The organism is Azospirillum sp. B4 (genome assembly GCF_000333275.1).
Classification (GTDB): Bacteria; Pseudomonadota; Alphaproteobacteria; order Azospirillales; family Azospirillaceae; genus Nitrospirillum.
Genome location: NZ_BACU01000494.1, coordinates 1 through 13,023 on the forward strand (window position 1 = coordinate 1; position 13,023 = coordinate 13,023).

14 protein-coding genes are annotated in these 13,023 nt (G+C 66.4%); 3 read left to right on the forward strand and 11 right to left on the reverse strand.

Annotated elements, in window-relative coordinates; genetic code table 11:
- From I55_RS21530 to I55_RS21585, 11 genes are all read right to left on the reverse strand, one after another.
- Positions 1–1,557 (reverse strand): methyl-accepting chemotaxis protein (locus I55_RS21530; protein ID WP_049974371.1); only part of this gene is annotated, 1,557 nt, incomplete at its 3' end.
- A gap of 293 nt (positions 1,558–1,850) precedes the next feature.
- Positions 1,851–2,797, reverse strand: a protein-coding gene (locus I55_RS34975) for an IS630 family transposase (protein WP_085939907.1) whose coding sequence is annotated in 2 segments (ribosomal slippage) — positions 1,851–2,458 and positions 2,458–2,797 — 948 coding nt in all. Because the reading frame shifts where the segments join, the coding sequence is not laid out codon by codon here.
- A gap of 188 nt (positions 2,798–2,985) precedes the next feature.
- A complete protein-coding gene (locus I55_RS21545) occupies positions 2,986–3,333 on the reverse strand; it encodes an iron-sulfur cluster assembly accessory protein (protein WP_044562655.1) in 348 nt (115 codons plus the stop codon).
- A gap of 18 nt (positions 3,334–3,351) precedes the next feature.
- Positions 3,352–3,741 carry an SUF system Fe-S cluster assembly protein gene (locus I55_RS21550; RefSeq protein WP_044562656.1) on the reverse strand — a complete coding sequence of 130 codons (390 nt, stop codon included), beginning with the start codon at positions 3,739–3,741 and terminating at the stop codon, positions 3,352–3,354.
- A gap of 5 nt (positions 3,742–3,746) precedes the next feature.
- On the reverse strand, positions 3,747–4,217 hold the full coding sequence (gene sufU / locus I55_RS21555; protein WP_044562657.1) for a Fe-S cluster assembly sulfur transfer protein SufU: 471 nt from the start codon (positions 4,215–4,217) through the stop codon (positions 3,747–3,749).
- A complete protein-coding gene (locus tag I55_RS21560) occupies positions 4,217–5,479 on the reverse strand; it encodes a cysteine desulfurase (protein WP_044562658.1) in 1,263 nt (420 codons plus the stop codon). Before I55_RS21560 ends, sufU begins: the two co-directional genes overlap by 1 nt.
- A 4-nt stretch (positions 5,480–5,483) precedes the next feature.
- Positions 5,484–6,866, reverse strand: a complete 1,383-nt coding sequence (gene sufD, locus I55_RS21565) for a Fe-S cluster assembly protein SufD (protein ID WP_044562659.1) — start codon at positions 6,864–6,866, stop codon at positions 5,484–5,486.
- Between the two features lie 12 nt (positions 6,867–6,878).
- The gene (gene sufC / locus I55_RS21570) at positions 6,879–7,631 is read right to left on the reverse strand and encodes a Fe-S cluster assembly ATPase SufC (RefSeq protein ID WP_040846428.1); all 753 of its coding nucleotides are present in this window, start codon (positions 7,629–7,631) and stop codon (positions 6,879–6,881) included.
- Between the two features lie 54 nt (positions 7,632–7,685).
- Complete coding sequence (gene sufB, locus I55_RS21575) at positions 7,686–9,170, reverse strand: Fe-S cluster assembly protein SufB (protein ID WP_044562660.1); 1,485 nt, start codon at positions 9,168–9,170, stop codon at positions 7,686–7,688.
- A 20-nt stretch (positions 9,171–9,190) separates the two neighbouring features.
- A complete protein-coding gene (locus I55_RS21580; RefSeq protein ID WP_044562661.1) occupies positions 9,191–9,661 on the reverse strand; it encodes an SUF system Fe-S cluster assembly regulator in 471 nt (156 codons plus the stop codon).
- Between the two features lie 751 nt (positions 9,662–10,412).
- The gene (locus I55_RS21585; RefSeq protein ID WP_044562662.1) at positions 10,413–11,375 is read right to left on the reverse strand and encodes a LysR family transcriptional regulator; all 963 of its coding nucleotides are present in this window, start codon (positions 11,373–11,375) and stop codon (positions 10,413–10,415) included.
- A 168-nt stretch (positions 11,376–11,543) separates the two neighbouring features.
- Between I55_RS21585 and wrbA the strand changes: the two genes are divergently transcribed.
- The 3 genes from wrbA to I55_RS21600 all read left to right on the forward strand — a co-directional run bounded on the left by wrbA (position 11,544) and on the right by I55_RS21600 (position 12,934).
- Positions 11,544–12,146: an NAD(P)H:quinone oxidoreductase gene (wrbA, locus tag I55_RS21590; RefSeq protein WP_044562663.1), complete on the forward strand. Its 603-nt coding sequence runs from the start codon at positions 11,544–11,546 to the stop codon at positions 12,144–12,146.
- Between the two features lie 177 nt (positions 12,147–12,323).
- Positions 12,324–12,710: a DUF423 domain-containing protein gene (locus I55_RS21595; RefSeq protein ID WP_083901313.1), complete on the forward strand. Its 387-nt coding sequence runs from the start codon at positions 12,324–12,326 to the stop codon at positions 12,708–12,710.
- A complete protein-coding gene (locus I55_RS21600) occupies positions 12,707–12,934 on the forward strand; it encodes a sulfurtransferase TusA family protein (RefSeq protein ID WP_044562664.1) in 228 nt (75 codons plus the stop codon). Before I55_RS21595 ends, I55_RS21600 begins: the two co-directional genes overlap by 4 nt.
- Positions 12,935–13,023 lie beyond the last annotated feature (89 nt).

A 13,023-nucleotide genomic window follows, 5' to 3' on the forward strand; every position in this document is an offset into this window, starting at 1 on the left:
GGAGATGTTGGAGGCGATCTCCGTCGTGCCGACGGCGGCCTGCTGAACGTTGCTGGCGATTTCCCGCGTGGCCGCACCCTGTTCCTCCACTGCCGAGGCGATGGTGCTGGCGATCTCGTTGATGCGGACGATGGTGCTGGCGATGCTGGTGATGGAGGTGGCGGCATCGCCGGTGGCGGATTGGATGGCGGAAATCTGGGCGGAGATTTCCTCGGTCGCCTTGGCGGTCTGGTTGGCCAGGCTTTTGACCTCCGACGCCACGACGGCGAAGCCCTTGCCGGCGTCACCCGCCCGGGCGGCCTCGATGGTGGCGTTCAGGGCCAGCAGGTTGGTCTGGCCGGCGATGGTGGAGATCAGGGTCATGACCTCGCCGATGCGGTTGGCGGCCTGGACCAGGAACTCGACCTTGGCCTGGGTGCGGCTGGCTTCCTCGACCGCTTCGCCGGCGATGGCGGTGGAGCGGGTGACTTGCTGGCCGATCTCGTTGATGGAGGCGGTCAGCTGCTCGGCGGCGGCGGCCACGGTGTGCACGCTTTGCGAGGCTTCTTCCACCGCGCTGGCGGCGGAGGTCACCTGGCGGGTGGTCTGCTCGGCCGTGGCGGACAGGCTCTGGGCGGCCTGCTGCATTTCGGCGGAGGAGGAGGTGACGCCGTTGACCACGCCCATGATGGTGCGCTCGAAATCGCCGGCCAGGCGTTCCATGGCCTGGCGCTTCTCCGCCTCGGCGCGGGTCTTGGCCTCGGCCTGCTCGGCCTCCAGCCGGCGGACGGCCAGGGCGTTGTCCTTGAAGATCAGCAGGGCCTTGGCCAGGGCGCCCACCTCATCCCGGCGGTCGGCGCCATGCACCTCGGTCTCCAGCCGGCCGTCGGCGATGGCGCTCATGGCGCCGGTGACCTGGCCGATGGGACGGACGGTCAGGAAGATGACGATGGCCGCCATCAGGCCGAAGCTGCTGACCAGGCCGGTCCCGGCCAGGGTCATCAGGGTGTTGTCGACGGTGTCGGTCAGAACGTCGGTGTCCACCTTGGCCTTGTCCATGGTGGCAGTGTTGGTGTCCACCCGCTTCTGCAGGGCGTCCAGCATGGCGACGCGGGCGTCACGGGCGGTGCCCATGGAGATCTTGGTGGCGGTGGCGTCGTCGTTGCGCCGGGCGGCCTCGACGGACGGCTCGTTGGCGGCGATGTAGGCCTCCAGCAATTGCTTCAGGTTCTCGTTGGTGGCGCGCCGCTCCGGCGTGTCCGCCAGGCTGATCAGCTTGTCCATGTTGGCCTGGGCCTTGGCGATCTTCTCACGGTACGTCTTCTCGAACTTGGGGGCGTCGGCATCCACCAGGATCATGTTCTTGGCGTCCACGGTGGCGCCGTTCACCAGGCCCTGCGTCTGCAGCGCCAGCGCCAGACGGGTGGCGTCAACCTCGATGACATGGTTGATGGCGTCGTTCAGCTGGTTCATACCCCGGTTGGCCATGATGACAATGCCCACGGCCACGACGGCGATCAGGCCCAGGGGAATGGCCAGCTTCACGACAAGCTTCAGATTAGCGAACCAGCGGATCATCGATCTCTCCAATCAAGCGGCGGATAGGACATCCGGACTGCGACACCTTGCCGCAATCTGCTTAATGGGGGATTAACGATGCGCCCCAGTCCCAAGTAATGTCGTGGGGGTGTGTCCATATCTTTCGTATAGAGTTCATTCTCCGACCAAACGACCAAGGACTCATTGCGGACTCTAAGTACTCGATCGACCAAAGAGGATAGGGATGTGATCGGTCATTTGGGAATGAGAGCGATAATCAACCGAAGGTGCGGCGAAAATTGGAAACTTGCTTTAATTAGAGCGTGATGATTTTAGGTTCGCACATACCCTGCATGGGCGAGGTAGTTTGAACACTCTGCGGGAGTGACGGTTTGGAGAGTTTTGCCGATGGCGGCACAGAGGCCATCGGCAGATCGCTCTTGAGCTTGACGCAGATGATGCTTGAGTTTGGCGAAGAACTGCTCGATGGGGTTCAGGTCGGGTGAGTATTTTGGAAGGAAGATCACCCTGGCCCCGGCCGCCCGTATGGCGTCCCGGACGGCCTTGCCTTTATGTGAGCCGAGATTGTCCATGATGACGATGTCGTTGGGCTTCAATGTCGGGACAAGGACCTGCTCGGTATAGATCCTGAAGCGCTCGCCGTTGATCGGCCCCTTGATCAGCCACGGCGCATCCACGCGATCTTGGCGCAGGGCGGCGATGAAGGTCATGGTATTCCAATGGCCGAAGGGGGCCGGACCAGGTAACCGTTGCCCACGCGGGGCCCAGCCTCGCAACGGCGCCATGTTAGTCTTGGTCCACGTCTCGTCGATGAACACCAATCGAGACGGGTCGATCCCCGGTCGCAGTCTCAGCCATCGCTCACGGTGGCGGGCGATGTCCGGCCGGCTTCTTTCCGTGGCGACCAACGTCTTTTTTTATAACTCAGTTTCTCAGCATGCACGAACTCCCAGACCGAGCGGTAGTCCACCTTCAAATTCCGGTCCGCCAGCTCGCGGACAAGACCACGTAAGGTGAACGGGCCGCTGGCGCAGCGCGTCAGCAGCCAGTCCCGGTGCTCCCCGGAGATCGCCTTCGGCTTATGCCCTCCCATCTGACCAGGAGCCACGCTGCCGGTTACCGCCTCGCGCTCCAGCCATTTGATCGCCGTGCTCACCGCAACGCCAAACCGCTTCGCGGCCTGATGGCGTGACAGGCCATCAAGCTTAACCGCGTCAACAACGCGCTGACGAAGATCCATCGAGTACGGACGACCCATCGTTCCCGGCCCCATATAAATCAAACCGGTAACCTTGAATCACATTCCAAGCTCGTTGGGAATCCAATCCTGAATCAGCCTTATTTCATCCCGCTCTAATCGCTCCGGGGGCCTGGAAACGCCAAGGGCGCGGCAGGGGAGGCCCGCCGCGCCCTTGGCGCCAAACTCCAGGATGGGTGACGGACCGGTCAGACGGTGAAGCTCTCACCGCAGCCGCAGCGGCCCTTCTCGTTCGGATTGGTGAAGACGAAGCCCGACTGGAACTTGTCCTCCTTGTAGTCCATCTCCGTGCCCAGCAGGAACATGGTGGAGGCGGGGTCCAGCAGCAGGGTCACGCCCTTCTCCTCCACCACTTCCTCGAACGGCTTCTTGGCGTCGGCATACTCGACGAAGTAGCTGAGGCCGGAGCAGCCGCGCGCCTTCACGCCGACGCGCAGGCCCACGGCCGGCGTCTCACGCTGGGCCATGATCTCCTTCACGCGGGTCGCGGCGGCGTCGGTCAGGCTCATCGCTTTAGGGCGTTCCATGCGGCTCATGATTCAGATCTCCCCACGTCAGAACATGTTGAGGGCGACGCGCGCCTCGTCGGACATCAGGCTGGGGTTCCAGGCCGGTTCCCACACCAGGTTCACGGTCACGTCCTTGACCCCGGGCACCCCGCCGACGACGCCCTGCACCTGGCCCGGCATCTCGCCCGCCACCGGGCAGCCCGGGGCGGTCAGGGTCATGTCGATCTCGACCTGGCCTTCCGCGTCGACGTCGCAGCGGTAGATCAGGCCCAGTTCATAAATGTCGACCGGGATTTCCGGATCGTACACCGTCTTCAGCGCCTCGGTGATGCGGTCGGCCAGGGGCGCGTCGGCGGGCAGCCTGTCCTCCTCCGCGATGGTGGCCGGGGCCTGCAGGGTAACATCCGGTGCGATGGGCCGTTCGGTGGCGGACATCTCGCTTACTCCGTCGTCGTCTTTTCGTCGCCGCTGAGGGCGGCGTGCATGGTGTGCCAGGCCAGGGTCGCGCACTTCACGCGCATGGGGAATTCCCGCACGCCCGCCAGGACGTCCAGGCGTTCCACCGCCTCCGGGTCCAGGGGCCCGTGGTCGGTATGCTCATGGTCGTCCTTGGTGCACATGTCGTGGAAGTGGCCGAACAGGGCCTCGGCCTCCGCTTCCGTCTTGCCCTTCAGCGTCTCCGTCATCAGCGAGGCGCTGGCCTGGCTGATGGCGCAGCCGCGGCCGTCGAAATGCGCCTCGATGACCCGGCCGTCCGGCCCGATCATCAGATAGATGTTGATCTTGTCGCCGCACAGCGGGTTCTCGCCCCGGGCCATGCGGTTGAAGGCCTCCGGCTTGCCGAAGTTCCGGGGATGCTTGCCGTGGTCCAGGATCACTTCCTGGTACAGGTCGCGCAGATCGTCGAACATCAGTTGAAGAACTCCCTCACCGCGCGCACGGCGTCCACCAGGGCGTCGGCCTCGGCCTCGGTGTTGTACAGGGCGAAGCTGGCACGCGCCGTGGCGCCCACGCCGAAACGGTCCATCAGCGGCTCGGCGCAATGCCGGCCCACCCGCACCGCCACGCCGGCCCGGTCCACCAGGGTGCCGATGTCGTGCGGGTGCACGCCCTCGATGGTGAAGGACAGGATGGCGGCCTTGGTGGGCGAGGTGCCGATGAGGCGCAGACCGTCGATGGCCCGCAGCTTCTCCGTGGCATAGGCCAGCAGGCGCTGCTCATGGGCATGGATGGCGCCCATGCCCAGGGCCGTGACATAGTCGATGGCGGCGCCGAAACCGATGCCCTCCACGATGGGCGGCGTCCCGGCCTCGAACCGGTGCGGCACCTCGCGGAAGGTGGTCTCCTCAAACGTCACCGTCTGGATCATGTCGCCGCCACCCTGATAGGGGGGCATGGACTCCAGGATGTCGGCCTTGCCGTACAGCACGCCGAAGCCGGTGGGCCCGTACAGCTTGTGCCCGGTCATGATGTAGAAGTCGGCGTCGATGGCCTGCACGTCCACCGGCATGTGCACCGCCGCCTGGCTGCCGTCGAACAGCACCTTGGCGCCGGCCGCGTGGGCCATGCGCGCGATCTCCGCCGCCGGCGTCACCGTGCCCAGCACGTTGCTGCCATGGGTGATGGACACCAGCTTGACCTTGGGGCTTTTCAGCAGGTCGGCCAGGGCGTCCAGGTCCAGCGTGCCGTCGTCCAGCACCGGTGCCACCTTGATGACGATGCCGGTGCGGCCGCGCAGCAGCTGCCAGGGCACGATGTTGGCGTGATGCTCCATCACGCTCAGGATGATCTCGTCACCCGCCTTCAGGTGCGTCCCGCCCCAACTGCTGGCCACCAGGTTGAAGGCCTCGGTGGCGCTGCGGGTGAACACGATGGTGTCGGGTGAAGGGGCGTTCAGGAACGTGGCCGTCTTGACCCGCGTCGCCTCATACAGGGTGGTCGCCACTTGGGACAGGTAGTGCACGCCGCGATGGACGTTGCTGTAGTCGTGCGCCATGAAATTGGCCATGGCGTCGATTACGGCGCGGGGCTTCTGTGCGCTGGCGGCATTGTCCAGATAGACCAGCGGCTTGCCCGGACGGCCCGGCTTCTCATGCACCAGGCGCGTCAGGATGGGGAAGTCCTGGCGGATCTTCTCCACGTCATACGGGGCGTTGGTTAAGCGGGTGTCCATGAGGTCACTCCTCTACCGCCGCATCCACGGCGTCGACAGTGATGCCCGTCAGACGTCCGATACGGTCCTGGATGCGGGCCGTCGCATAGGCGCGCAGGGCCGCGTCGCCGATCTCTCCCGCCACCTCGTCCAGGAAGGCGGCGATCAGCAGGGCACGGGCGGTGTCGGCCGGGATGCCCCGGGCGCGCAGGTAGAACAGCGCCTCCTCATCCAGCTCGCCCGCCGTGGCGCCGTGGCTGCACTTCACGTCGTCGGCGTAGATCTCCAGCTCCGGCTTGGCGTCGATCTCGGCGGTGTCGGACAGCAGCAGGGCGCGGTTCAACTGGTGGCCGTCCGTCTTCTGCGCGTCGGGCCGCACGATGATCTTGCCCTGGAACACGGCCTTGCCCCGCCCGTCGATGACGCCCTTCACCACCTCGCGGCTGGTGCAGTTGGGCGACACATGGTCGATCAGGCTGGTGAAGTCGGCATGCCGGCTGCCGTCCACGCCATAGGCGCCTGAAACGCGGGTGCTGGCGCCCGACCCTTCCAGGCGCACCTGGACGTCGGTGCGGGCCAGGCGGCCGCCGGTGGTCAGGATGAAGGTCTCATAGGTCGCGGATGCCGCCACCGTGGCGGTGACGCTGGCCAGGTGCAGGGCCGTCTCCGCCTCCTCCTGGAACTTGGCGTGGCGCAGGGTGGCGCCCTCAGCGACGCGAACGCCGCTGACGATGTTGGCGAAGGTGGCGCCGCCACCCCGGGCCACGTGATGCTCGGCCACCGTGACCTCAGCGCCCGCCGCCACGTCGATCAGTAGGCGGGGGTGCCAGGTGCCGTCGGCGGCGGCGGCGACGAAGACGATCTCCACCGGCTGGGCCAGCGTCACGCCCTCACCCACGGTCAGCACCGCGCCCTCGGCCAGGAAGGCGCCGTTCAGGCCGACCAGGCCGCCCGACTGGCCACGGCCGGGGTTGGGACCGACGCGCAGGCCGGTGTCGGCCTTGGGCGCCGGAAAGCGCTCCAGCACCTCCGCCGCCGTGGCGGGGGAGGACTCGATCAGGTCGCGCAGGCTGTCCAGGGTCACGCCCCGGGGCAGGGTGCCCACGGCGGACAGGGCGGCGTTGAACACACCATCCACGAACACCAGGCGGTGGGTCTTGCCCGGCGCCACGCTGGGCAATTCGATGTCAGTGTTGGCGGCGGTGGTTTGCGCGGGCGCCAGGCTGACGCCCGCCAGGTCGCGCAGGTTGGTGTACTTCCAGCCCTCAACCTTGGGCGTCGGCACACCGTCCGACAGGAAGCGGGCATAGCCATCGGCGCGCAGCCGGTCCAGGCCGGCGGCACCGGCACCGGGCAGGCCGGGGCTCAGGGTTTCGTACAAATCTTTCAGGGTGGCGATGGCGGCCATGGAACGCACCCCTCAGGCGGCTTCGGGTGAGCCGAATTCGGCGTAGCCCTTGGCTTCCAGCTCTAGCGCCAGCTCCTTGCCGCCGCTGCGCACGATCTTGCCGTAGGCCAGGACGTGCACATGATCGGGCACGATGTAGCTCAGCAGGCGCTGGTAGTGGGTGATGACCAGCATGGAGCGTTCGGCGCTGCGCAGGCTGTTCACACCATCGGCCACCAGCTTCAAGGCGTCGATGTCCAGGCCGCTGTCGGTTTCGTCCAGGATGGCGAAGCTGGGCTCCAGCATGGCCATCTGCAGGATGTCGTTACGCTTCTTCTCACCACCCGAGAAGCCGACGTTGACGGCGCGCTTGATCATGTCGTCGTTCATGTTCAAGGCCTTGGCCTTGGCGCGGATCAGCTTCAGGAACTGCATGGCGTCCAGCTCGGGCAGGCCCTTGTGCTTGCGCACGGCGTTCAGCGCCGTCTTCAGGAAGGTGGTGTTGGATACGCCGGGGATTTCCACCGGGTACTGGAAGGCCAGGAACACGCCCTCCGCCGCCCGCTCCTCGGCCTCCATGGCCAGCAGGTCCTTGCCCTGGAAGGTCACGGAACCTTCGGTCACCTCATAACCGTCGCGGCCGGACAGCACATAGGACAGCGTGCTCTTGCCGGAGCCGTTGGGACCCATGATGGCGTGCACCTCGCCCGGGTTGATGGTCAGGTTGATCCCCTTCAGGATTTCCTTGCCGTCGACGGTGGCGTGCAGGTTCTTGATTTCCAGCATCGTGTACTTCCTTGAAACCGAATTTCGTAACGGGCAGGGGCGAGGATTGCGGCCTCAGCCCACGCTGCCTTCCAGGCTGATGGCGACCAGCTTCTGCGCCTCGACCGCGAACTCCATGGGCAGTTCCTTCAGGACCTCCCGGCAGAAGCCGTTGACGATCAGGCCCACGGCGTCCTCTTCCGACAGGCCGCGGGCGCGGCAGTAGAACAGCTGGTCCTCGCTGATCTTGGCGGTGGTGGCCTCATGCTCTACCCGGGCGGTGCGGTTGCGGCTCTCGATGTAGGGCACCGTGTGGGCGCCGCACTTGTCGCCGATCAGCAGGCTGTCGCACTGGGTGTAGTTCCGCGCACCTTCCGCCTTGGGCAGGATGCGCACCAGGCCGCGATAGGTGCTCTGCGCCTTGCCGGCGGAGATGCCCTTGGCCACGATGGTCGACCGGGTGTTCTTCCCGATGTGGATCATCTTCGTGCCGGTATCGGCCTGCTGGTAGTTGTTGGTGATGGCGACGGAGTAGAACTCGCCCACCGAATTGTCGCCCTGCAGGATGCAGCTGGGGTACTTCCAGGTGATGGCGGACCCCGTCTCCACCTGCGTCCAGCTGATCTTGGAGTTCCTGCCCCGGCAGGCGCCGCGCTTGGTCACGAAGTTGTAGATGCCGCCCTTGCCGTTCTCATCGCCTGGGTACCAGTTCTGGACGGTGGAATACTTGATGGTGGCGTCATCCAGGGCGACCAGCTCCACCACGGCGGCGTGCAGCTGGTTCTCATCGCGCATGGGGGCGGTGCAGCCCTCCAGGTAGCTGACGTAGCTGCCCTCGTCGGCGATGATCAGCGTGCGCTCGAACTGCCCGGTGTTGGACGCGTTGATGCGGAAGTAGGTCGACAGCTCCATGGGGCAGCGCACGCCCTTGGGGATGTAGACGAAGGAGCCGTCGGTGAACACCGCGCAGTTCAGCGTGGCGTAGTAGTTGTCGGAATAGGGCACGACGGAGCCCAGGTACTTGCGCACCAGCTCCGGATGCTCGCGGATCGCTTCGGAGATGGAGCAGAAGATGATGCCCTTCTCCTCCAGCTTCTTCTTGAAGGTGGTGGCGACCGACACGCTGTCGAACACGGCGTCCACGGCCACGGCCGGCATGTCGCCCGCACCCTCGACGCCCGCCAGGATGGCCTGTTCCTTCAGGGGGATGCCCAGCTTCTCATAGGTCGCCAGCAGCTCGGGATCGACCTCGTCCAGGGACTTGGGCTTATCCTTGGCGGCCTTGGGTGCCGCGTAATAATGGCTGTCCTGGTAGTCGATCTTGGGGAAATCGACCATGGCCCAGGTCGGCTCCTCCATCGTCAGCCAGTGGCGATAGGCCTGCAGGCGCCATTCCAGCAGCCACTCCGGCTCCCCCTTCTTGGCGGAGATGAAGCGGACGATGTCCTCGTTCAGGCCCTTGGGCGCCAGGTCGGACTCGATCTCGGTCGTGAAGCCATACTTGTACTTCTGCTCCGTGACGGCGCGGACCTGTTCGACGGTCTGTTCGGTGGCGGCCATAGTCTCGCTCTTCCTCGAATTCAAATAGCGTCGGCGGCGGCCGGCAGGGCCGGCGCCGCTTTGGGGGGCATCACGGGGTCGGCGAACATCGGCCGGGCCATGTCGGCCAGGCTGACGCCCTCCAAGGCGCCGCGCACGGCGCGGTTCACCCGGTCCCAGTTGCCCTTGCGCGGGCACAGGCTTTCCACCCCGCATGCGCCGGCCGAACCCTCGACACAGTCGGTCAGGGCAATGGGGCCGTCGATGGCGGCGATGATCTGCGCCACGTTGATGGCCTCTGGCGGGCGGGCCAGGCGGTAACCGCCGGTGGCCCCCCGGTGCGAGGCCATCAGCCCGTCGCGGGCCAGCAGCTTCAGGATCTTGGACACCGTGGGCGCCGGCAGGCCGGTACGCTCCGCCAGCGAGGTGGCGGTATGCGACCCGCCCTCGCCATGCATCATCGCGGTCATCACCACGACGGCGTAGTCGGTCAATTTGCTCAGCCGGATCAAGTGCCTGTCACCTTAGCTGCGGATCGCCACCCGGGGGATGTGCGGGCCCCCTTGGTGGCTGAATGGTTCAGTCCGCCAATCCGGACTAAATCAGTACCCTTTAAGTAACCACTCCCCTTTCCATGTCAAGCGGTGATGCGGCGCGGCATATGACACGCCCGTGTGGGCGGGTTGCAGCAAATGCGTGTCGCATTCCGGGTTACCCCGCCGGCGGCAAATCAAGGGCGCGGCCGGATGGTTGTTAACCCGGTATGACCAGGGCGGGTAGCCGCTGCTGTGCGGCATGAGCGATCGCCGTTTGACCCCCCGCGGCCAAGGGCGCACGCTTTGTTTCAGGAGGCGGGCGCACCAGCCCGCGCTTGAACCGAACGAAACCCCCTGCATGGTGGGACGTCCGGAAACACGGTCGGATCTATCGCGGCAAAGCGGCCGCCCTAGATGCGGTTTCGAGGCTTTTGCCCATCCGACTGAGAAAAAACGGCGGACCAGGATGGATGCCCCCAGGGGCCCAAACCTGATCCGCCGTTTTTAATTTGTGGGGTTTGTTCTTTTTGGTGCGCCTCAAGCGCCGGCGGGGCATCCGCCCTTCCCCCCCAATTGGATCGCGGTCATCGGCATGAGGAGGCCTCATGCCGATGTGGGGCGCGACCGCGTCCGCCGGAGCGTTTTGGGGAGCGAAGCGGACTGAAACGCGAGGAATAGCCAAGCCAGCGGATGCTGGCGCCCGGCGATTGAGGGAACCTGCATACGCTTACCCCAGCTTCAATCCCGCATCCCAGTAGGGGTTGGGGCCGAAGCGGTCGGCCAGGAAGTCGACGAAGACGCGCACCTTGGATGACAGGTGGCGGTTGGCCGGGAAGACGGCGTTGATGGCGCTGCGCGTCACCGCCCATTCCTGCAGGATGGGCACCACCCGGCCCTCCGCCAGGGCCTTGCCGCAGATGAAGGTGGGCAGGGCCACGATGCCCACGCCGGCGCAGGCGGCCTCCAACAGCACGTCGCCATTGTTGGCGCGCAGCCGCGCGTTGACCTTCACCAGCCGGGTGGCGGCGTCCGGGTCATGGTTGCCGCCGCGCGCCGCTCCCGGCGTCAGCGGCGTGGTGCGGAACGGCCACTGCGCCCCCTGCGGGATGTTGGTGTAGATCAGGCAGTCGTGCTGGGCCAAATCCTCCGGCGCGCGGGGGACGCCGCGCCGGGTCAGGTAGGCCGGGCTGGCGGCGTGCACCAGCCGGGCGGGGCAGATGCGCTTGGCCACCAGGGAACTGTCCTTCAGCTGCCCGATGCGCACCGCCACGTCGTAGCCTTCATCCACCAGGTCGACGAAGCGGTCGTTCAGGTCCATCTCCACCTCGATGTCGGGGAAGGCGGACAGGAAGTCGGCGATGGCCGGCCCCAGGTGCTGCATGCCGAAGCTCATGGGGGCGGCCACCTTCAGCAGCCCGCGCGGCGCCGCGTGCAGACTGGCGACGGAGCGGTCGGCGTCGTCCACGTCGGCCAGGATCTGCTGCACGCGGGCCAGGTAGGTCTCCCCCGCCTCGGTCAGGCTGATGCGCCGCGTGGTGCGGTTCAGCAGGCGGGCGCCCAGCCGCGCCTCCAGGTCCGTCATGCGCCGGCTGGCGGCGGAACGGGACAGGCCCAGCTTGGCCGCCGCCACGGTGAAGCTGCGGGTTTCCGCCACGCGGGCGAACAGGGCCATGTCGTCCAGCCGGTCCATGGTGATCCTCGCGGGTTGTGCCGGAATTGTTGCGGGGGGCGGAACAATTTTATGCCCAGTCGCCTGATTATCGGCAACCAGGAACACGGGTATGGTTCCTTCATCGCAACACCGGGCGCTGCACCCCGCACCAACGCCGGCTGAACCCTTTCTTTGATGGAGATGGCAATGGCCAAGGTTCTCGTCCTCTACTACAGCAGCTACGGCCATATCGAGACGATGGCCAAGGCGGTGGCCGAGGGGGCGAAGTCCGTGCCCGGCACCGAGGTGGTGGTGAAGCGCGTGCCGGAGCTGGTGCCGGCCGAGGTGGCGCAGAAGGCCGGCATCAAGTTGGATCAGGAGGCGCCGATCGCCACGGTGGATGAATTGCCGCAGTACGACGCCATCATCTTCGGCACCCCCACCCGCTTCGGCATGATGGCCTCGCAGATGCGCAACTTCCTGGACCAGACGGGCGGCCTCTGGTTCAAGGGTGCCTTGATCGGCAAGGTGGGCAGCGTCTTCGTCTCCTCCGCCACCCAGCATGGCGGCCAGGAAAGCACCATCCTGTCCTTCCACACCACGCTGCTGCACCAGGGCATGGTGGTGGTGGGCCTGCCCTACAGCTTCCAGGGCCAGACCGACAACTCCCAGGTGACTGGCGGCAGCCCCTATGGCGCTACCACCATCGCCAACGGCGACGGGTCGCGCCAGCCCAGCGAGAATGAACTGGCCGGCGCCCGCTTCCAGGGCGCCCACGTGGCACAGATCGCCGCCAAGCTGGCTGTTTAATAGGTTCCCTCGATTCAGGACTGCTTCAGCGGTCCAAAATCTCCGGGCTGCATCCCGACGTCCAACGACGGGCCGTCCCCTCACCGGGGGCGGCCCGTTCGCGTTGGGGTGCTGCGGTTCCGGCGCCGCCGTCTCATATCCTGGCCCGACTGTCCTGTGACTGAAGGGGTTCGGGGGATGCTGACGGGGATTGCGCGCGCCCAGGTGGCGGTGGCGGGGATCATCGGCGCGCTGGCGGTGGCGGCCGGCGCCTATGCGGTGCACGGCCTTGGCGCCGTGCGTGACGCCCACGCCGTGGGCCTGTGGCAGACGGCCAGCCAGTACCAGTTGATGCATGCCGCCGCCGTGGTGGCGGTGGCCCTGGGTGGGGATCGATTGCCCCCGCGCCTGGCGGCGCTGGCCGGCTGGCTATTCCTGCTGGGCTGCCTGCTGTTCGGCGGCGCCCTCTATGGTCTGGGCTGGTGGGGGCCCAGCGCGTTGGGCGCCGTGGCGCCGCTGGGCGGCACCAGCTTCATCCTGGGCTGGCTGTTGCTGGGCGTGGCCGCCCTGAGGGCGCGGCGATGAGCGGGCATAAGTCCCTGGACGCCCGGGGCCTGGTTTGCCCCCTGCCGGTCTTGCGGGCGCGCAAGGCCCTGATGGCCATGGCGCCGGGGGCGGTGCTGACCCTGCTGGCCACCGACAAAGCCGCCCGGCGTGATGTGCCGGCTTTCTGCCAATCGGCCGGCCATACGCTGGTGTCGACCGATGAGGCGGACGGGGTGCTGACCTTCATGATACGCCGGGCTTGATCGGGCTGATCTGGATCATTCTGGAGGTGTGGAACCGCTTAGCCACTGGCGGCGGGCGGCCGGCATCGGTGATGATGCCGGCTTACAAT